General features: G+C 56.0%; 16 protein-coding genes. 8 read left to right on the top strand and 8 right to left on the bottom strand.

Features of this window, described 5'->3' with window-relative positions; translation table 11 throughout:
- Nucleotides 1-3: 3 nt before the first annotated feature.
- Both LZP73_RS03040 and thiI read left to right on the top strand, forming a co-directional pair.
- A complete protein-coding gene (locus LZP73_RS03040) occupies nt 4-930 on the top strand; it encodes a flagellar motor protein MotB (protein ID WP_234233000.1) in 927 nt (308 codons plus the stop codon).
- A 155-nt stretch (nt 931-1085) separates the two neighbouring features.
- Nucleotides 1086-2540 (top strand): tRNA uracil 4-sulfurtransferase ThiI, encoded by a 1455-nt coding sequence (gene thiI / locus LZP73_RS03035; RefSeq protein ID WP_234232999.1) that lies wholly within the window; start codon nt 1086-1088, stop codon nt 2538-2540.
- Nucleotides 2541-2721: 181 nt separating this feature from the next.
- On the opposite strand, the gene LZP73_RS03030 is transcribed toward thiI, so the two are convergent.
- Nucleotides 2722-2958: a hypothetical protein gene (locus tag LZP73_RS03030; protein WP_234232998.1), complete on the bottom strand. Its 237-nt coding sequence runs from the start codon at nt 2956-2958 to the stop codon at nt 2722-2724.
- Nucleotides 2959-3134: 176 nt separating this feature from the next.
- On the opposite strand from LZP73_RS03030, the gene LZP73_RS03025 reads away from it, so the two are divergent.
- The 4 genes from LZP73_RS03025 (at nt 3135) to rlmM (ending at nt 6300) form a co-directional block, all read left to right on the top strand.
- Nucleotides 3135-4046 (top strand): transcriptional regulator GcvA, encoded by a 912-nt coding sequence (locus LZP73_RS03025; protein WP_169563307.1) that lies wholly within the window; start codon nt 3135-3137, stop codon nt 4044-4046.
- 43 nt (nt 4047-4089) lie between these two features.
- Complete coding sequence (locus tag LZP73_RS03020) at nt 4090-4725, top strand: alpha/beta fold hydrolase (protein WP_234233327.1); 636 nt, start codon at nt 4090-4092, stop codon at nt 4723-4725.
- Nucleotides 4718-5107 carry a DUF423 domain-containing protein gene (locus LZP73_RS03015; RefSeq protein ID WP_234232997.1) on the top strand — a complete coding sequence of 130 codons (390 nt, stop codon included), beginning with the start codon at nt 4718-4720 and terminating at the stop codon, nt 5105-5107. The genes LZP73_RS03020 and LZP73_RS03015 overlap by 8 nt, the downstream gene beginning before the upstream one ends.
- Nucleotides 5108-5214: 107 nt before the next feature.
- On the top strand, nt 5215-6300 hold the full coding sequence (gene rlmM / locus LZP73_RS03010) for a 23S rRNA (cytidine(2498)-2'-O)-methyltransferase RlmM (protein ID WP_234232996.1): 1086 nt from the start codon (nt 5215-5217) through the stop codon (nt 6298-6300).
- Between the two features lie 169 nt (nt 6301-6469).
- Here rlmM and LZP73_RS03005 read toward each other — a convergent pair whose 3' ends face one another.
- On the bottom strand, nt 6470-7480 hold the full coding sequence (locus tag LZP73_RS03005) for an isocitrate dehydrogenase (protein WP_169563304.1): 1011 nt from the start codon (nt 7478-7480) through the stop codon (nt 6470-6472).
- A 253-nt stretch (nt 7481-7733) separates the two neighbouring features.
- Here LZP73_RS03005 and LZP73_RS03000 point away from each other — a divergent pair, with 253 nt between their 5' ends.
- The gene (locus LZP73_RS03000; RefSeq protein ID WP_234232995.1) at nt 7734-10583 is read left to right on the top strand and encodes a prolyl oligopeptidase family serine peptidase; all 2850 of its coding nucleotides are present in this window, start codon (nt 7734-7736) and stop codon (nt 10581-10583) included.
- 145 nt (nt 10584-10728) lie between these two features.
- The gene (locus tag LZP73_RS02995) at nt 10729-10935 is read left to right on the top strand and encodes a DUF3565 domain-containing protein (RefSeq protein WP_234232994.1); all 207 of its coding nucleotides are present in this window, start codon (nt 10729-10731) and stop codon (nt 10933-10935) included.
- Nucleotides 10936-10970: 35 nt separating this feature from the next.
- Here the strand turns inward: LZP73_RS02995 and LZP73_RS02990 are convergent, their stop codons facing one another.
- The 6 genes from LZP73_RS02990 to rdgC form a co-directional block, all read right to left on the bottom strand.
- On the bottom strand, nt 10971-11387 hold the full coding sequence (locus LZP73_RS02990) for a DUF3192 domain-containing protein (RefSeq protein ID WP_234232993.1): 417 nt from the start codon (nt 11385-11387) through the stop codon (nt 10971-10973).
- Nucleotides 11388-11530: 143 nt separating this feature from the next.
- Nucleotides 11531-12292, bottom strand: coding sequence for a flap endonuclease Xni (xni, locus tag LZP73_RS02985; RefSeq protein WP_234232992.1), 762 nt, complete (start codon nt 12290-12292; stop codon nt 11531-11533).
- Nucleotides 12293-12308: 16 nt separating this feature from the next.
- Nucleotides 12309-13664 (bottom strand): nucleotide 5'-monophosphate nucleosidase PpnN, encoded by a 1356-nt coding sequence (gene ppnN / locus LZP73_RS02980; RefSeq protein WP_234232991.1) that lies wholly within the window; start codon nt 13662-13664, stop codon nt 12309-12311.
- Nucleotides 13665-13720: 56 nt separating this feature from the next.
- Nucleotides 13721-15277: a sensor domain-containing diguanylate cyclase gene (locus tag LZP73_RS02975; RefSeq protein ID WP_234232990.1), complete on the bottom strand. Its 1557-nt coding sequence runs from the start codon at nt 15275-15277 to the stop codon at nt 13721-13723.
- 147 nt (nt 15278-15424) lie between these two features.
- The gene (locus tag LZP73_RS02970; RefSeq protein ID WP_234232989.1) at nt 15425-17602 is read right to left on the bottom strand and encodes a tetratricopeptide repeat protein; all 2178 of its coding nucleotides are present in this window, start codon (nt 17600-17602) and stop codon (nt 15425-15427) included.
- Nucleotides 17603-18093: 491 nt separating this feature from the next.
- Nucleotides 18094-19008 carry a recombination-associated protein RdgC gene (gene rdgC, locus LZP73_RS02965; protein WP_234232988.1) on the bottom strand — a complete coding sequence of 305 codons (915 nt, stop codon included), beginning with the start codon at nt 19006-19008 and terminating at the stop codon, nt 18094-18096.
- Nucleotides 19009-19240 lie beyond the last annotated feature (232 nt).

Here is a 19240-nt window from a genome sequence, read left to right as displayed (position 1 = left end):
TAGATGGCCAAGGCCAAGTGTGACTGCCCGCCTCCCGGAGCGCCCATGTGGTTGGCGACCTTCGCCGATCTCATGTCGCTGCTGATGTGTTTCTTCGTGCTCCTGTTGTCATTTTCCGAAATGGATGTGATGAAGTTCAAGCAGATCGCCGGTTCGATGAAGTACGCCTTCGGGGTACAGAATAAGGTCGAAGTCAAAGACATTCCCAAGGGCACCTCTGTCATAGCATTGGAGTTTCGCCCCGGCAAGCCTGAGCCGACGCCGATTGAAATCATCAATCAGCAGACCAATGAGATGACCGAGCCTACGCTCGATTACCAGGCCGGCGAAGATGACAGTGCCGGCGGGGTGCAACAACAGCAGGGTGAGCAGCGGGGCGGCGAGGCGAGTGCCACGGCGCAGGAAGTGGCCGATGCGGTCAAGGCCGAGGCGCAGGCGGCCCAGGATAAGATCAACGAGCAAGTGAAGAAGATGGCTCAGGAGCTCAACGAAGAAATCGTCGATGGCGCCATCGAAATCGAATCCCTGGGACAACAGATCATCATACGCATTCGCGAGAAGGGGGCCTTCGCCTCGGGTTCGGGTTTCCTGCAACCCAGGTTCAAGCCTGTGGTCAGGGCTGTGGGTGAGCTGCTCAGGGATGTGCCGGGCATCATTACCGTCTCGGGCCACACGGACGACATGCAGATCAGCAACGAGCTGTACAGCTCCAACTGGGACCTTTCCAGCAAGCGGGCTGTCGCGGTGGCCCACGAGCTGCTGAAGGTGAAAGGCTTCGATTCCAGCCGGATGAAGGTGGTCGGCATGGCGGCCTCGGCTCCCTTGGTTGCCAACGACTCACCGTCGCACCGGGCCCGCAACCGCAGGGTGGAAATTGCCATAGAACAAGGCAAGGCCAAAGAGTCGGACGAGATCCAAGTCGGCCACTAGCCCGATATCTGTGTCCGAATGCAGGAATAAGCCTAGGTGATGCCGGGGCTTATTTTTGGCTCCCGATTAACTCCCGGCCAAAACAGCTGCGCCATTCGGGCTGGGTTTGTTATAATCCCCCAATTGCTGTTTAAAACCTCGTCCGCGGAAGTCCCATGAAGTTTATCGTAAAGTTATATCCAGAAATCATGATGAAGAGCAAACCGGTAAGAATGCGTTTTACCAAGATGCTCGAAACCAATATTCGTAATGTCCTCAAAAAAGTCGATGAAGACGCCAAGGTTCAACGCCAGTGGGACAAGATCATGGTGATGGTGCCCAAGGACAAGCCGGAGCTGGTGGAACGTTTCGCCGAGCGCCTGGCCTGTATTCCAGGTATCGCCCACGTGGTGCAGGTGAATGAATACAGCTTCGACTCCATGGATGACATTTACCAGCAGGCCTTGCCCGTGTACCGCGAGCAGCTGGCCGGCAAGACCTTCTGCGTGCGGGTGAAACGTTCGGGTCAGCATGATTTCAACTCCATAGATGTCGAACGTTATGTCGGCGGTGGCTTGAACCAACACACAGAGGCGCTCGGCGTTAAGCTGAAGAACCCGGATCTGACCATCAACCTGGAAATCGATCGCGACAATCTCTACATGGTGGAGAAACGCATCGAGGGCCTGGGCGGTTTCCCCATGGCGACCCAGGAAGATGTGTTGTCCTTGATCTCCGGCGGTTTCGACTCGGGTGTCTCCAGCTTCCAGTTCATCAAGAAGGGCGCCCGTACCCATTACTGCTTCTTCAACCTCGGCGGCGCCCAGCATGAGATAGGTGTCAAACAGGTAGCCCACCACCTGTGGAAAACCTATGGCGAATCCCATAAGGTGAAGTTCATTTCCGTTCCTTTCGAGCCAGTGGTGGCCGAGATCCTCGAACGCATAGACAATGGGCAGATGGGGGTGATACTCAAGCGCATGATGATGCGTGCCGCCACCCGCATCGCAGATCGCATGGGGATCCAGGCGCTGGTCACGGGTGAGAGCCTGGGGCAGGTATCGAGCCAGACCCTGACCAACCTGAATGTCATCGACCGTTGCACCGAGTTGCTTATCCTCAGGCCACTGATCACCATGGACAAGCAGGATATTATCAACGAGAGCCGCAGGATAGGCACAGAAGACTTCGCCAAGTCCATGCCCGAGTATTGCGGCGTCATCTCCCAGCGGCCGACGGTCAAAGCCGTGCTGGCGAAGATTGAAGCCGAGGAGCAGAAGTTTTCCGAGGACCTGCTGGATCGCATCATAGCCGAGGCGCAGGTGATCGACATACGGGAAATCGCCGCCAGCGTCGATGCCAAGATCACAGAGACAGAGACGGTCGATTCGGTTGCCGCCAACGAAGTGGTGCTGGACATACGTTCACCGGAAGAGGAAGAGAATAGCCCTCTGGCATTGGATGGCGTAGAAGTGAAGACCATTCCCTTCTTCAAGTTGGCGACTCAGTTTGCCGATCTCGACAAGGACAAGACCTACCTTTTGTACTGTGATCGCGGGGTGATGAGTAAGCTGCAGGCCCTGTATCTGCTCGAACAGGGTTATCAGAACGTCAAGGTCTATCGCCCTTGATGCCGGCGCGTTTGCATGGGCGGTCTTGCCGGCTATGCAAACGCGCAAGACAGCCCACGCAAGCTCAAGCTATGGCGCAAAGCGCGCACAAAAAAGCCGCCTCCGATGGAAGCGGCTTTTCTATTCTTGCCTGCTACTCATGCCGGCTAATCAGGCCGGCTAAGGGGGCCAGAAGCGGCCGTTAGTTGAGGCTGGAGCTGGTTTCGGCAACCTGGGTTGCGGCGACGGCTTGCTCGGCGACCAACAGGCTATCGACGTCTTGCGTCAGGGTTTCTTGCAGCTGTTGCAGGCTTATTGCTATATCCTGGCTGATGGCGGCATGCAGGCTCTGCATGTCTATCTCGGATTCACCGGCGACAGCGGTTGCACAGAGGGATGAGAAGAATACGAGTGCGAAAACAGATTTCAGGTTAAACATGGGTCGCCTCCTGGCGGACTAAAAGTATAGTCAGACATCCCTAATCACGTCCAAGAGGGCGTCCAACACGGTATTTCAATGGCGTGAAATTTAATCAAAATTTCGGGTGTTGACAAACGATAAAATGTAACAATAATGATTAGAAAAACTAATCAAAAATTGAGATGCAGATCACTATGTCGAGACGACTCCCACCACTCAATGCCGTCAAGGCGTTCGAAGCCGCCGCCAGGCACCTGAGCTTCACCCGGGCGGCAGAAGAATTGTTTGTTACCCAGGCGGCCGTCAGTCATCAGATAAAGGCATTGGAAGATTTTCTCGGATTAAAATTATTTCGTCGAAAAAATCGCTCCCTGCTGCTGACCGAGGAAGGCCAGAGTTATTTTCTCGACATCAAGGACATCTTCATTCAATTGAGCGAGGCCACAGACCGCCTGCTCGCCAGAAGCGCCATAGGCTCATTGACCGTGAGCATGTCGCCCAGTTTCGCCATTCAATGGTTGGTGCCCAGGCTGGCCAAGTTCAGCGAGAAAAACCCCGACATAGATGTGCGCATCAAGGCGGTGGACAGCGAGGTCAGTTCGCTCACCGACGATGTGGACGTGGCGATCTATTATGGTTTGGGCAACTGGCCAGGGCTGCGGGCCGATAAGCTGCGCAACGAAGTGTTGATCCCCGTGTGTTCGCCCCTGCTGCTCAACGGCCCCAAGCCATTGGCGACCCCGGCAGACTTGAAGCACCATACCCTGCTGCATGATTCCAGTCGCCAGGATTGGCAGGCCTGGTTCCGCCAGTGTGGGGTGACGGATGTCAATGTCAACCAGGGGCCCATCTTCAGTCACTCGTCCCTGGTGCTGCAGGCCGCCGCCCATGGCCAGGGGGTTGCCCTGGGCTATAGCGTGCTGGCCAGGCCCGACATCAAGGCCGGGCGCCTGGTTTGCCCCTTCGAAGAGGTCCTGGTCAGCCGGGATGCCTATTACCTGGTATGCCAGCAGAATCATGCCGAACTCGGCAAGATAGTGGCCTTCCGCGAATGGATGTTGGACATGTTTGCCGAGGAGTCACGCAGTGAATTGCTCCCTGGATAAGCCTGGCGCGCCCAATGAAACCCCTCAAGCCGAAACAGATCCGCTGGCAAACTGTCTGCTGGAGGGGGAGCCAGGCGACACATTAGTTATTCTGGCCCATGGCGCCGGCGCCAACATGCACTCGGACTTCATGGCCGCCATGGCCGCCGGCCTGGCCGCCAAAGGCCTGCGGGTGCTCAGGTTCAACTTCCCCTATATGCAGGCCAATGCACTGGATGGCAAACGCCGGCCGCCGGACAGGGCGTCCAAGTTGCTGGCGCATTTTGCGCAGGTGCTGACGGCGGCCAAGTGCCTTGGGGCCAAGAAAATCGTCTTGATGGGCAAGTCCATGGGCGGGCGCATGGCGGCCATCATGGGGACGGACGCGGCCATGGCTGCCGAGATTGCCGGGGTGGTTTGTCTGGGTTACCCCTTCGTCCCCCTCAAGGGGGGCGAGCCCAGGTTAGCGCCCCTGAATGATTGCCGGGTGCCGGTAATGATAGTGCAGGGCGAACGGGATAAGTTTGGCTGTGTGTCACAGGTGCCGCATTGGCCCCTGGCCGCCGCCATCCGCATCGAATGGCTTGGCGATGGCGATCACAGTTTCGTGCCGCGCAAGTCCTCGGGCAATACGGAAGCGGCCAATTTGGCTGCGGCATTGGATTTTTGCAGCGACTTTATCGGAGGTTTGGATGCGTAAGGGCTTGTTTCTACTCGGGGCTGTGAGTGGCTTTCTGGCGGTGGCCTTCGGTGCTTTCGGCGCCCATGCCTTGAAGAGCCTGGTATCGGTCGAGCTCATCGCCACCTTCAGGCTCGGGGTCGAGTATCATTTCTACCATACCTTCGCGCTGATTGCCGTGGCGCTGGCCGGCCACTGGCTCAGTTCACGCTTGCTGGATTGGGCGGCCTACGCCTTTCTTGCCGGCATAGGCTTGTTTTCAGGCTCCCTGTACGCCTATGTGCTCACCGGGGCCAAGTGGCTGGTGTTTATCACCCCCATAGGCGGCGTGTGTTTCCTCTTGGGCTGGCTGCTGCTGGCGGTCGCTCTGTGGCGCCAGCGGACACAGGGGCTCAACGCCTGAGGTGTTAAGCCTGATTCGAATTCGGGTATTTATCCGGTTAGCTTGGTATACTGGCACCCAAATTGTGAGTGTGCCAGTAAACTGGCTTGGATTGCTTAGGGATCCCGATGAAAAACCTGTTTTTATTTTGCCGTGCCGGTTATGAAAAAGAGTGTGCCGCAGAAATTCAACACAGAGCCTCAACGCTCGATGTGGGTGGTTTCGTTAAGGCCAACAACAACGATGCCTATGTGGTGTTCCAGTGCTTCGAAGCCGGCGGCGCCGATATCCTGGCCAAGCAGCTGAGCCTGGATTCCTTGATCTTCGCCAGACAGATGTTTGTCGCCGGCGAACTGCTGAGCGACTTGCCCGAGCAGGACAGGGTAGGGCCGATAGTGGCCGCTTTGGCCGAGGTCAGCAAGGGTGGGGAGCTGAGGGTGGAAACCCCGGATACCAATGAAGCCAAGGAGCTGTCGGCCTTCTGCCGCAAGTTCACAGTGCCTTTGCGCCAGGGGTTAAAAAAGTCCGGCAGCCTGCTGGCACAGGAAAACCCCAAGCGCCCCATAGTCCATGTCTGTTTCATTGGCCCTGGACGCGCCTATGCTGGCTATTCCTACAGTAATAACAGTTCGCCCTATTTCATGGGCATTCCCAGACTCAAGATGGCCGCCGATGCCCCGAGCCGTTCCAGCCTCAAGCTGGATGAGGCCTTCGCTCAGTTCGTGCCTAAGGAAGAGCAGGAAACGCGCCTGCGCAGTGGCCTCAATTCCGTGGACTTGGGAGCCTGCCCGGGTGGCTGGACCTATCAATTGGTGCGCCGCGGCATGTTCGTCTCCGCCGTCGACAACGGCCCCATGGATGAAAAGCTGATGGAGACGGGGCAGGTGAAGCATTACCGTGCCGATGGCTTCAGGTTCGAACCCCAACGCAAGAACATCTACTGGCTGGTGTGTGACATGGTGGAGAAACCCGCGCGGGTGGCCGAGCTCATCGAAGCCTGGGCGATCAACGGCTGGTTCAAGGAAGCCATCTTCAACCTCAAGCTGCCCATGAAGAGCCGCTACAAGGAAGTCACGGCTATCCTGGAGACCATGCAGGCGATTCTCAAAGAGAATGGCGTGTCCGATTTTCAGGTGCAGTGTAAGCACTTGTACCACGACAGGGATGAAGTGACAGTGCATCTGTGGCTTAAGCCCAATACTCCCTGGCAATAGCTCCTTGGCAATAGCCGAGGCAGCGCGCCCACTCTAGCTAAGGGCTGAGCTTAATCACCCAATAAAAAAGCCCCCGAGTCGACTCGGGGGCTTTTTTATTGGGTTGCCGCTATCTGGCACTGCCAGGCTGCGGCAACTTGGGTCTCTGTTAAGAAACCCAGCTCGGGGATCAGTTGAGACGATCCAGCACGGCTTGGGTGAAATCTGTGGTGCCGTGGGTACCGCCGAGATCGCGGGTGGTGCGATCCCCTTCTTCTATGACGGCAGACACTGCCTTGCGGATCGCCTCGGCCTTATCCGCCATTCCCAGGTATTCCAGCATCTGGATGGAAGCCAGGATCACCGAGGTTGGGTTAGCCAGGTTCTTGCCTGCGATATCCGGGGCACTGCCGTGGACAGCTTCGAAGATAGCCGCGTCGCGGCCTATGTTGGCACCGGGTGCCATGCCCAAGCCGCCGACCAGGCCGGCACACAGGTCTGACAGTATGTCACCGAACAGGTTGGTGGTGACTATCACGTCGAAGTTTTCAGGGTTCATCACCAGCTTCATGCAGGTGGCGTCGACTATCATCTCTTCTGTGATGATGTCAGGGTAGCGCTGGCTCACTTCACGGGCCACCTTCAGGAACAGGCCCGAAGTGGATTTCATTATGTTGGCCTTATGCACTATGGTCACTTTCTTGCGGTTTTCCTTACGCGCCAGCTCGTAGGCGAAGGTGGTGATCTGCTCGGCACCTTGGCGTGTGACTATGCTGGTCGCTTCGGCGGTTTGGCCGTCTTCGGACACCTTCTGACCGAAGCCAGAGTACATGCCTTCGGTGTTTTCACGTACCGTGATGATATCGATATTTTCATATCTTGCCTGAGTGCCCTTGAAAGACAGCACAGGGCGGACGTTGGCATACAGGCCGAATTTCTTACGCAGAGTCACGTTGATGGAGGTGAAACCTTCACCGACAGGCGTCGTCAGTGGTCCCTTGAGGGTGATACGGTTCTTCTCGATCAGATCCAGGGTGCGCTGTGGCAACAACTCGCCTTGCTTTTCCAGGGCGGTCAGGCCGGCATCGGCAAATTCGTATTCAAAGTCACAACCCGCCTTGTCGAGGATTTTTAACGCCGAATCGATAATGCTTGGTCCAATCCCATCACCTGGGATCACGGTTATAGTTCTTTTTGACATGGATAGTCCTTCCACGGTGGGTCGTTACTGCAATTGTCCAACCATGTCCTGGGACACGGAGAAGTGATGCTGAATCTAGAGTTTTTGTTCTGGCAATTTTAACCACTTTTAACCTTTTTTTACAGAAAATACTGAGCAAAGCCGCGCTTTTTTATGTAGGCTGAGGCATAAAAATACCGACCAGAACGATGATCGATCGTTAAAGGTTAAAAAAGTCTACTTTAGTCTAACAAGAATGAAAAAGAGGACGCGTTTGAAATTACTATCCAGCCTATCTCTGCTGTTATTGCTCACGGGCTTGCCCGTCCAGGCCGAAGAAACACCGGCGACCCAAGCCTTAACCCTGAACGACATAATGCATTTCGAATCCCTTTCGACCCCGGTACTGGCCGCCAATGGTGAGGTGCTGGCGGTGGAAGCCAAGCCGGACAGGGGCGACAGCCGCACCCTGGTACGGCAGTTGACATCGGATGCGTCCTACTCGGTCGCCGGCGCCTCGGCGCCCCAGGTGAGCCGGGATGGACGTTTCGTCGCCATGGTGAAGCAGCCCAGCCTGCTGGCGCTGGAAAGCAGCGATGCCAAGGCGAAGAAGCGGCTCAAGTCGGCCATGGTGTTGCTCGATACCCATACAGGAGCCGAGCGCCAGTTTGAGCGGGTGAAGAGCTTCGCCTTCAACGACACGGGCAGCCACCTGGCCATCTGGTTCGAGGCCGACGATGACAAGCCTGACGCCGCCGACAAGGCTACGGCCGAGAGTGACCCAGAGAAGCTCGCGCAAAAGCCAGTGGCGGGGGCAAGCAAGCCGGCCGAGCCCAAGGTGGATAAGTACGATCTCGGCAGCAGGTTCGCGTTGCTCAACCTTGGCAACGCCACCCTGAGTGAATTCGCGCATGTCACTGCCTATGCCATGGACAAGACAGGTTTGCATGCCGCAGTGGTGAGCAATGACATCCCTGGGCAGCAGCATCAACTGACGCTGATAGCCCTGGCCGACGATAAGCAGACCCAGGTGTACCAGGCTAAGCTGCGGCAACTCGGCGCCCTTGCCCTGAGTGACAACGGTCAATGGCTGGCGCTGACCCAAGGGGATGCCGCCCAGGCGCCCTACGGTCGCGGATATGAGTTGCTCCTGTTCGATCTGGCCAAGGGTAACCGGGTGTCTGTGCCAAGCTCGAGTGCTTGGACCCTGAATCGCTATGCCAAGCTGAGATTTTCCGCCGACAGCGAGCGGTTATTCTTCGGCCGGGTGCCGGCGGTCAGCCAGCAGCCGAGCCGGGCGAAGATCACCCGGGAGCAAGATCTCTATGATGAGACTCTGGTCACCGGGCTGCGTGACCTGAGGATATGGCATGGCGATGATCCTCTGATCAAACCTAACGAAGTCAAGCGCTACAAGGAAGAGCAGGAGCGGACTTATCTGGCGGTGTTGCACCTTGAGTCCAACAGTTTGGTGCAGCTCGGCGACTTGCAGGTACCGGATGTGACTTATTCGGAGCAGCGCCGCTTCCTGCTCGCCAGTTCGGATCTGCCCTATCGCAAGATGATCACCTGGGCCGGTTTTTACCGTGACTTCTATCTGGTCGACATCAATACCGGCCACAAGCGCTTGTTGCTGACCCAGCAGCCGAGTGATCAAGCGCCGAGCCTGTCACCCAATGCCAAGTTTGTCGCCTATTATCGGCAGGGCAATGTGTTGCTGTACGATATCGCCGCCGCGACGCAGCGCAACCTGACCCAGGCGCTCGGCGTCGGTTTTGCCGACGAAGATCATGACTATCCTTCGCCGGCACCGGGCTACGGTTTCGGCCCCTGGTTGGCCGATGACGCCGGCCTGTTGGTATACGACAAGTACGATGTGTGGCAGTTTGCTACCTCTCCCAGCGGCTCAGCTAACGGCGTTAATCTGACCGCAGGCAAGGGCCGCGAGGCGGGCATTCAGTACAGGGTCAAGGGCCTGGTCGAAGATCAGGAACGGCCGCCTGTGCTGGCCGCCGACGCGTCCCTGTTGCTGCAAGGCTACAACGAGAGGACCAAGGGCGACGGTTTCTATCGCGCCAGGGTCGGACGCGCCGGGGTCGAGCCGCTGATGAGCGGCGACTATAAGCTGACGGTATTGGGGCGCAGCAAGGATGCCGCCACCTTGGTCTATTCCAGGCAGCGCTATGATCTCTTTCCGGATCTCTACACCTCGGATTACCTGACGCCGCAACAGGCTGAGCGTCAGACCGAGCTGGATGCCCAGCGCCAGCGCTTCAACTGGGGCAGTGCCGAGCTGGTGCATTGGACCAATGGTGACGGCAAACCGCTGGATGGGGTGTTGATCAAACCCAGTGGTTATCAGCCCGGCCACAAATATCCAGTGCTTGTGTACTACTACCGTTTCATGAGCGACAGGCTGCATGCCTTCCCGCAGATGCTCATTAACCATAGGCCGAATTTTGCCTGGTATGCCGACAACGGCTACGCCATCTTCCTGCCGGATATTCGCTTCGAAGTGGGTTACCCAGGCCAGAGTTCGGTACAGGCGCTGACCTCAGGGGTGCAGAAGCTGATCGAGCTTGGCATAGCAGATCCCGATGCCGTCGGCTTGCATGGCCATTCCTGGAGCGGCTATCAGACGGCCTTCGCCGTCACTCAGACGCGGATGTTCAAGGCCGCGGTGGCCGGCGCCCCGGTAACCAACATGACCAGCGCCTACAGCGGCATACGCCATGGCACAGGTCTGGCGCGCCAGTTCCAGTATGAAACCGGCCAGAGCCGCATAGGCGACAGCCTGTTTGCCGCGCCGCAGAAATACATGGAGAACTCACCGGTATTCTATGTCGAGCGCATCGAGACTCCCCTGATGATCATGTTCGGTGACAAAGACGATGCCGTGCCCTGGGAGCAAGGCATAGAGCTGTATCTGGCCATGCGCCGTGCCGGAAAGGAGGTGGTATTGCTGCAGTATGAAGATGAGCCCCATCACCTGAAGAAGTACCCCAATAAGCTGGATTACAGCATCAGGATGAAACAGTACTTCGACCATTACCTCAAGGGAGCCAAGGCGCCCGAGTGGCTCACCCAGGGCGAGGCCTACAGAGAGTACAAGCAGGAAGACTGAGCCAATAATTGGCCTGGGAGTTCGCCTCGGCAGCTGAGGTTGTTGTTGGCGCGGCTGCCGGCGTTAGGTGCTAAAAGGAAAAGCGGCTATGGCTTGCAAGCCATAGCCGCGTTAAAGCCAGGGACGCTGCCGAGGAATAGAGTCAATGCAACAAGCTATCTGTGGTTACCACAAGGATGAAGAACAACACTGGGTGGCCGAGTTGCGCTGCGGTCATTTTCAGCATGTGCGCCATCAGCCCCCCTGGATTAACAGGCCATGGGTGGTGACGGCCGCCGGCCGCACCCGGATGTTGGGGTATCTGCTCGAGTGCAAGAAGTGTGATCTCGGGGCCGACAAGGACTCGTTATAACCAGAGCCCCAGCCCCTGATTCCCAGTGGCGGGCGTTATTTATTGGCCTTGCCGTCGTTTACAGGCTGCTTGCTGTCCGTGGTATGCAGGTATTGCTCGTAGGTGTCCTGGCCCCAGGCGATGAGCTTGTTGTCCTTGAACAGTAGCGGGGTGCATTCATCCTTGGTGGTGACGCCGTCAGACTTTTCATGGTGGGTGCGGTAAAACAGCACTTGCAGATTGGCGTTCTGCACGCTCTTGGCTTCGGTAAAGTCGGCCTTGCCCAAGATGGATTTGACGTCTTTGAGGTCCTGCCCCAGGGTGAGTTCCATCAGTTTCTGTTGGTTATAGGCCTGTCTGTCTTCCCAGCTCATGTCATCCGGGGTAGGTTCATAGACCAGTACCACCAGGGCAACAAATATCAGGTAGGCCGCGAAAATGCCGCCGATAATCACCGAGACTTTTGGTTTCATTTGGTTCATCTATCCTTTGCTGAATGTTGGGCTAACGCTTCACTGCCGACATAAGATACGCCTTTGTGATGCCAGGGTAAACTCACAGCCGGTAACTTAATGTTAACCTATCGCCAACCCGGCGGCGACCGGCCCGCGCCAGATTAAGCCGATGGCACCCTGAAACTGCGCAGGTTGATGTTCAGCGGCAACTGGGTTTGCAGTTGCACCAGCTTATAACTCAACCTGGCCATCTCTTTGCCTGCGGCGAGTTTCTGCGCCTGTTTGGCCCCCAGATTTTCCAGCGAGGCATAGATATTGGCCAGGGAGCGAAAGGTCTTCAGCAACTCGGCGGCCGATTTGGGCCCTATGCCGGCGATCCCGGGGATCTTGTTGCCGCTGTCGCCGGCGAGGGCCATGAAATCTATGAATTGGCGCCTGTCCACCCCCAGCTTCTGCTCCAATGCCCGGATATCCAGATAGGCCTGATTGAAGTGATCCCATTGCTGAATGCGGGGATGCAGCAGCTGGCTGAAGCCCTTGTCGGTTGAGACTATGATGGCTTCTCCTCCCTGGCCGACCAGTTTTGTCGCCAGGGTGGCAATGACGTCGTCGGCCTCGGATTCGGCGTCTATCGATTGCAAGTGGCGTTCGGCCAATAAACGCTTCAGCTCGGGCAGGCCCCGGGCCAGCGCCTCGGGCATGGGTTTGCGGCCCTTCTTGTAGTCGGGATACAGCTGCTTGCGCCAGGACAGCTGTGGGCCATCCCAGACGATGGCGACATGGGTCGGCCGGTGCAATGCCAGCAGCTTGGTGCAGGCGCCGTCGATTCGGGTGTAGACGCTGTTGAGATCTGTCTCATCCGGCTGGGCCGCGTGCATGCGCCGCACCAGGTTGAGGCCGTCTATGATTAACAATTTATTCATTTTAAGCGCTGACTGGTCATTTAAGGATTTGGTAACAGGGAACATAAGTGCTGCCGGGCAGCTTCATGCGTTGTTGTTCCACGAAGGCGTGTAACAGCATATCCATCATGTTCATTAATTTGGGATCCCCCTTGATCTTGAAGGGACCGTGGCGTTCTATCTGTCTCATGGTGTCGGATTTGACATTACCCGCGACTATGCCCGAGAAGGCGCGGCGTAAATTGGCGGCCAGTTCGGCTTTATTGGCTTGAAAATGCAGGTTTAAACTGGCCATGGTCTCATGGGTGGGGGTGAAAGGCAGTTGAAATTCGGGTTCTATCTTCAACGACCAATGGTACTGATAGGCATCGCCCCTGATACGGCGATAGGTTTTCACTTCTTCCATGGCGGGCTTCATGATACGGGCGACGCGAATGGGATCGTCTATCACTATCTGGTATTTCTCCTGTGCCTCGGGCCCCAGGGTGGCGCCGATGAACTCATCTATCCTGAGGAAGTAGGCTTCGCATTCCTTCGGACCCGTGAGCACCAGAGGGAAGGGAATATGGGCATTGTCTTTGTTGAGCAAGATGCCCAGCAGATAGAGTAACTCTTCCGTGGTGCCGGCGCCGCCGGGGAAGATGACTATCCCGTGGCCCAGCCTGACGAAGGCTTCCAGGCGCTTCTCTATGTCCGGCAGTATGATGAGTTCATTGACTATCTGGTTAGGGGGTTCGGCGGCTATGATGCTGGGTTCGGTCAGGCCTATGTAGCGGGCATTGCTGACCCTCTGTTTGGCGTGGCCTATGGTGGCGCCTTTCATCGGTCCCACCATGGCGCCAGGGCCGCAGCCGGTGCAGATGTTCAGCTCCCTCAGGCCGAGCTGATAGCCGACTTCACGGGTATAGAGGTACTCGACCTGGTTGATGCTGTGGCCGCCCCAACAGACGATGACATTGGGATCTTTCATGGGCGCTATGGCGCGGGCATTACGCAAGATGTCGAACACCACATTGGTGATGTGGCTGGAATTGGTGAGGTTGATGTGTTTGAGATTGTCGTACTTATTGCTCATGTAGATGATATCCCTGAGCACGGCGAACAGGTGTTCCTGAATACCACTGATGATCTTTCCGTCGACGAAGGCTTCTTCGGGAGGATTGACGAGTTCGAGCTTGATGCCGCGTTCGCGTTGCAGCACATGGATGTCGAAATCGTGAAATTGCGCGAACAGGGCCTTGGTATCGTCGCTGTTCAGGCCCGAGGCCAATACGGCCAGTGAGCAGTTGCGGTACAGTTGGTAGAGTTCGCTCTTGGCGCTTTGTTGCAGGCGTTCGACTTCCAGTTGGGACAGTTGATCCATACTGCCCCTGGGGCTGATTTTCACTATCATGGCAACTCCTTAACGGCGACTGATAATCCGGTTGCCGCAGCAGCTGTTACCCGTCGCTATTGGTCGATAATGACTCTGTCTCTGCTTTCGTTTTTGGCCTTGTAGAGTGCGGCATCGGCCCTTTCAAAGGTTTCCTGTATATGTTCATTGCCGGAAACTTGCGCGGCACCTATAGATACTGTAACCGTAATTCTCTGATTTTTAAATTTAAATGGAATATTTTTTATCTTCTCACGCACTCGGTTCAACAGCGCAGCTATGTCTTTGTTGGCGACATCGGGCAACAGCAGGACAAACTCTTCGCCGCCGTAGCGGGCCACAAATTCTGTGTCCCTGAAGGAGTTCTTCAATGCCATGGCGATCACCTGCAGTGTCTTGTCGCCGGTACTGTGGCCGAAACTGTCGTTGATCGACTTAAAGTGATCTATGTCGGCCACCGCCACCCAGAGGGGGGTCTTATGCCGCTTGTGATTGCGGAACTCCTGCTCCATGCGCTCTTCGAGTGCCGCCCTGTTGGGGAGCTGGGTCAGGTTGTCCAGCAGGTTGAGTTTTTGCTGTTCGAACAGCCTTTCCTTATAGCTCTTGGCTTCATTGCCAAGGGCATCGAGTTCTTTGCGCATTGTCTCTATGGACTTGCGCTGCAGTGCCTGCTCGCGTTGCTCCAGGGCTTCCTTGCGCGCCAATGACAGTTTGAGGGCATTGAGCTCTTCCGTCAGTTGCTGCTTTAAACGAGTGATATCATCGACTTCGGTTATTGCATCATCGGCTCTGTCGACGTTGGCATTGATCTCCCGATTCAACTGGCTCTTGAGCTGCTCACTGCGTTGGACTTGATTATGAGAGTCGGTCATCACTTCCCTGACGGCGCCTATGGCGTCGTTGAGGGTGTAGAGAAACTCCTGTGACGCCGTCTTGTCACGGGCTATGTTATCGAGCAGCAGGGATAATATGGTCTGATAGGCATCCAACAGGGAATCGAGCTCAAGCTCTGAGGCCAGCAATTCCTTGATGACCAGCACCTGATCCCGCTGATCTTTGCGAAATTCAATTTCGGAAACCATCTGCGCCAGCTCATGGGCCAGCTGGCGATGCTTGGGTTGCACCTCGAGACGATGCTCGTCGGTGAATTCCTGCTGCAGTATGAGTTCATAGAAACCGATCAGCTGTTCGACCTTGGGAATGTATTCCCACACTGTATGGAATGGCTTGCTCAGTCCCTGTTTGAAATAACTGATCTCTTTCTTGAGTCTATCCGGGGCAGATTCGACCCGCTGGATCTGTCTTATGACCCGGGAAAGCCCGGCGCGGCTCTCTTCGAGCTGTACCATCACATGATTGTACTGGCCCTTGAGCAGGCGCTCGACATCCACTAACTCGGGCAGGGCCTCATCGACCCGCTCGAAGGTATTGAGCTTATGCCTGAGCTTGGCGAGTTTATTGTCCAGCTCAAGATTTTGCCCCTTACAGGCGAGGCTGAGATGGCCTATGAACTGGAGCAGGGTCTGCAGCTTGGTATTCCTGTCTTCATTTATCTCATCCAGGGCGGTCTTCGCCGAGTGAAGCTTCTGCTTCAAAAGATTGAGTTGAGAGACAGTTGCGTCTGAATCCTTCATTGCTATTTTATCCTACCGCTGCGAGGCTAAAAGGTGATTAACCTTAGTCAGGCATGACTTATGACCTTAGTGGCGCTAATGTTATAACAATCACGGTGCCGTGGAAATCTTCTTTGTTGTCCCGGGGCGAATAAACTCGCCCATAGTTCACAGTTTGACTAATTGTTGCTGATCTTGCTGAGGTTTCCATTCGGGCCATAGGATCTGCTCCTTATGACCATTGGTTTCTACCCGAATCAAGCCCCGCTCTATGGCCTTGGTCAGGTGTAAATACAAGGGCGCGGCGAACAGTGTCGAAGGAACGAAGTCCAGGGGTTTCAGGCTGACCCAGTTGTCTTGCTCCTGGCCCAGGCTCATGGCGCCGGCCAGGGCCAGTTGCAGGGTTTCAAATTGCAGTGCCGCGCTGAGCTTGATATCCGGGTTGGCGAGCAGTGGCAGCCTTATCAGCCCCAGGCTGAAGTGGCTGCCAGCTTCATGCTGATCCAGGCTGGCGCGGATCTTGTGGCATAGGCTGTCATTGTCCTGATCCCGGCTCAGATAGATGGCCAGCAAGCCCGGGCGCAGTATGTAGGTTTGCGCGTTCAGCGCCTGGCTCAGGTTCCGTACCCGCAGCAGCTGTTGCTGGATACTGGCATCCTGGCCCTGGGTCAGATCTGCATCTGTTGCCGCGGGCAGGCATAGCAGGGCGATGGCGGCCGGCTCCCGGTCGCCACGCTGCCCCAGGGATGCCTGCTCCAGAGCCTGTATCAGGCCAGGGTAACCCGCATGCCCCGTCATGACATCCCTGAGTTGCGCCTGGATAAGGCGCTGGTTCAGCTGGCTGAGGCCCTGGCGTTTGCGCCAGAGCAAAGCCGTGACCGCCCCCAGTATGAGTGTGCTCAGCAGACTGAGGATCAAGAAGCTGGTGGTGCGGTTTTGCGACGCTTGCAGCCGGACCAACTTGCCCTGGTTGGCACTCAAGTCCAGCTTGAGTTTCTGCTCTGTCAGCAGTGAAGGGTTGTAATCCGTCTTGAGGCTCGGTCTGCTGAGCCTTTGTTCCGTCAGCACCAGGATGGCATCCATGGCGGCTATGGCAGCGGGCAAATCTTTGACTTCCCTGGCCGCAGTCGCTTTGAGTCTGAGGGCTTCTATCTGCTCATCCTGTAATTTCAGTGTCTCGGCCAGGGTCAGTGCCTTATCCGCATGCTCGCTCATCAGAGGCCAATCCAGGCGATTCTGGCCGACTTCCGCAATCAGCAGCTCGTTATAGACGAGATAATGCTGACTCTGCTTGTCGTGGAATATCTTGTTGGCCTTGAGCAGATAGGCCAGGGCATTATCGTTATCGCCAATCTTGGAGTAGGCTTCGCCCAGGTTATGGAAGTTAAGCCCCTGGGCGGTATAGTTGCCCCTTTTGGCATCTATCTGCTGGGCATTGAGATAATAATCTATCGCTCTATTCCATAATCCCTGCTCACCATAGGTCATGGCGATAACCGTCATACAGCTCGACAGGTATGCCGTGTTGCCCAGGTCCTCGAAGCCCGTGGCGGCGGCGTGGGCATTCTCCAGCGCCTCGTCCCACTGCTTAAGATCCCGGTACACCTTGGCCAGTTGTAGCTGCAGGTGAGCCTTGAGCGCTGGGTAATCCCCCTGGCTGACGAGGCGGAAGGCTTCGCTGTATTGTTGCAGCGATTTGTTGAGTTGTTGATGCTTGCCATAATACTTGCCCAGGCTGGCCTCGGCGGCGGCAATGAGGTAATTGTTTCTGAGCTGGTAGGCGATATCACGGTGGCTATTGAGGTGCACCAGCGCCGGTATGTCCTGACGCAGCAAGAGGTGCAGGGTGCCCAGGTGTTCCTGTATGGTATATTTCAGTAACTTGGCTTCGATTCCCTGAGTGTTTTCGAGCAGGGCCAGGGCCCGGTTATAGCGAGTGATGGCTTGCTGGTAGTCCTGTTGGGTGCGGCCCAAATAACGGCCATTCAGCATGGCAACCATGGCATGTTCATAGTCGGTTTGGGCTATGGCCCCCAGTTGGGTTATCAGGCTGTGGGCATCATCATACTTGTTGGCGCCCACGACGCCGGACTCCAGGTTGAGCCTGGCCAGCTGTTGCAGATTATGCAGCAGTGCCGCCGGACTGTAGCCCAGCTCCTGCGCCGCCTGTTCAAATTCGACGCGATTGCTGAATCTCACGGGAAAGCCGACCACACGGTAGAGCTTATCGTAGAAGGCCTGGGGCGACTCCCTCAACTGTATCTCTTCAGACTCAAAATCCTGACTCAGACCCGCCTTTGAAAATAACAGCAGTAAGGCGAACATAATGATAGATATTGGATGCATGCTAATAGTTATTCCTGATTCCTCTGGCCAAGGAACTTATGTGTTAGCTTTTGTCTGCCTCTGATGAGAATGCCATCACGACTCGTGATACTCGGGCGCATTTTCTATTAAGAACCAGAATGATACCAGAAGGAGGCCTGTGTGAAACCCAGCATATTTTTCACCATCTTTGCGGGGGCGTTATTTTCAGCCTCTGCCTATCGGGTAACGGCAAGCAGAAACGAGAGGGATGACCTTGGCGCCAAGCCCGGCATAGACAGACCTTGGATGCCCAAGGCAGCTTCAGCAGCAGGAGTGGGGCCGGGCTGTGATTGAGCCCATAGCCCGGGTCGGAACCGGGCCGACATCATAAGAAAGCCATACAAACAGTCACACAAACAGCCATAAACATAAGCATAAGCATAAAAAAGGCGCCAGGGGCGCCTTTCTTGTTGTTTACGAGCAGAGTTTGTTAGCAGGGTTTGCTAACAGAGCTTGCTGGCAGGGTCGGCTTATTGCTGCGGCTCTTCTATGCCACCCAAAGACTCGACCAGGGCGTGCATCAGGGCCACCAGTTCACTGCCCATCAGGGCGAAGTCGGCATCCAGGCGGGCGAGGGGATCTTCTGTGCCCACTTCGTCGTTGCCAGCCCTGAACTCTTCGGAGAACTTCAGGCGCTTGACGCTGGCGTCCGATTGCAACAGGAGGGCGATAGATTGGCCGAAGTGCAGTGCCAGTTTATGCACTTGCTTGCCTGTCGCCAGGTGTGCCAGCACCTCGTCTTCCTTCAGGTCCTGCTGTTTGAAGCGCACTATGCCGCCTTCGTCGGCCTCAGACTTGAGCTCGGCTTCATCTTGCATCTCGAATGGCAGCGGGGAGCTGCCCGCCTGCAGCCATTGGGTCAGGTGACTCTCGACCGGGGCCTTGAAGCTCAGAGGTATGACCGGCAGGCTGCCCAAGGCCTTGCGCAAGAGTGCCAGCAACTCTTCCGCCTTGGTGGCACTCGAGCTGTCGACCAAGATCATTTCTATCTCCGGCAAGATCAGCGCGCGGGTTTGGCTGCGGCGGGAGAAGGCGCGCGGTAATAGGCTGGTCACTATCTCGTCTTTGAGCGCGTCTTTCTCTTTCTTGGTGAGCTTGCGGTTTTCTTCATCTTCTATGAGGGCAACCTTCTCTTCCAAAGCTTCTTTGATGACTTGCCCTGGGAGAATTTTTTCTTCTTTGGTGACACACACCAGATGGCGGTTGTTGGCCGTGTGAACCAAGGCGCTGCCTTGTTTGCCCAAGGCATTTGAAAAGCCGAATTTGCTGACATCCTGACTGGAACAAGGAGAGAAGGTGAAGTCTGCGAGTGCCGTTTCCAATGCTTCGGTTTCGATGGCGAAAGGTTTGTTAAAGCGGTAGAGGGTAAGATTTTTAAACCACATGAGAAGCGCCCAATAAAAATAAAAGGGCAGTTTACGGCATACACGACTTGGGGTAAACCCGGATAGTTTGGCCGGTAAAATACGGCTGCCACAATATTCATCTAATCGTCACATTCGACCGAATCCGTCTGAAGGCCGGGTGGTTACTGACTTTTGTGAGCCTCAAAGGATTGGGTGTCGCAAAAATGACGGCTAAATTCTTTCGGTGAAATAAAACTGAAACAAAATCATT

The organism is Shewanella sp. AS16 (genome assembly GCF_021412365.1).
Taxonomy (GTDB): Bacteria; Pseudomonadota; Gammaproteobacteria; order Enterobacterales; family Shewanellaceae; genus Shewanella; species Shewanella salipaludis.
This window is presented reverse-complemented; position numbering and strand designations above follow the sequence as displayed.

Excerpts from the sequence above, each read along its gene's own strand:
- rlmM (WP_234232996.1), top strand. The coding sequence starts at position 5,215 with ATGAAAAACCTGTTTTTATTTTGCCGTGCCGGTTATGAAAAAGAGTGT.
- LZP73_RS03015 (WP_234232997.1), top strand. The coding sequence starts at position 4,718 with ATGCGTAAGGGCTTGTTTCTACTCGGGGCTGTGAGTGGCTTTCTGGCG.
- LZP73_RS03025 (WP_169563307.1), top strand. The coding sequence starts at position 3,135 with ATGTCGAGACGACTCCCACCACTCAATGCCGTCAAGGCGTTCGAAGCC.
- ppnN (WP_234232991.1), bottom strand. The coding sequence starts at position 13,664 with ATGATAGTGAAAATCAGCCCCAGGGGCAGTATGGATCAACTGTCCCAA.
- LZP73_RS03040 (WP_234233000.1), top strand. The coding sequence starts at position 4 with ATGGCCAAGGCCAAGTGTGACTGCCCGCCTCCCGGAGCGCCCATGTGG.
- xni (WP_234232992.1), bottom strand. The coding sequence starts at position 12,292 with ATGAATAAATTGTTAATCATAGACGGCCTCAACCTGGTGCGGCGCATG.
- LZP73_RS02990 (WP_234232993.1), bottom strand. The coding sequence starts at position 11,387 with ATGAAACCAAAAGTCTCGGTGATTATCGGCGGCATTTTCGCGGCCTAC.
- LZP73_RS03005 (WP_169563304.1), bottom strand. The coding sequence starts at position 7,480 with ATGTCAAAAAGAACTATAACCGTGATCCCAGGTGATGGGATTGGACCA.
- thiI (WP_234232999.1), top strand. The coding sequence starts at position 1,086 with ATGAAGTTTATCGTAAAGTTATATCCAGAAATCATGATGAAGAGCAAA.
- LZP73_RS02975 (WP_234232990.1), bottom strand. The coding sequence starts at position 15,277 with ATGAAGGATTCAGACGCAACTGTCTCTCAACTCAATCTTTTGAAGCAG.
- LZP73_RS03030 (WP_234232998.1), bottom strand. The coding sequence starts at position 2,958 with ATGTTTAACCTGAAATCTGTTTTCGCACTCGTATTCTTCTCATCCCTC.
- rdgC (WP_234232988.1), bottom strand. The coding sequence starts at position 19,008 with ATGTGGTTTAAAAATCTTACCCTCTACCGCTTTAACAAACCTTTCGCC.
- LZP73_RS02970 (WP_234232989.1), bottom strand. The coding sequence starts at position 17,602 with ATGCATCCAATATCTATCATTATGTTCGCCTTACTGCTGTTATTTTCA.
- LZP73_RS02995 (WP_234232994.1), top strand. The coding sequence starts at position 10,729 with ATGCAACAAGCTATCTGTGGTTACCACAAGGATGAAGAACAACACTGG.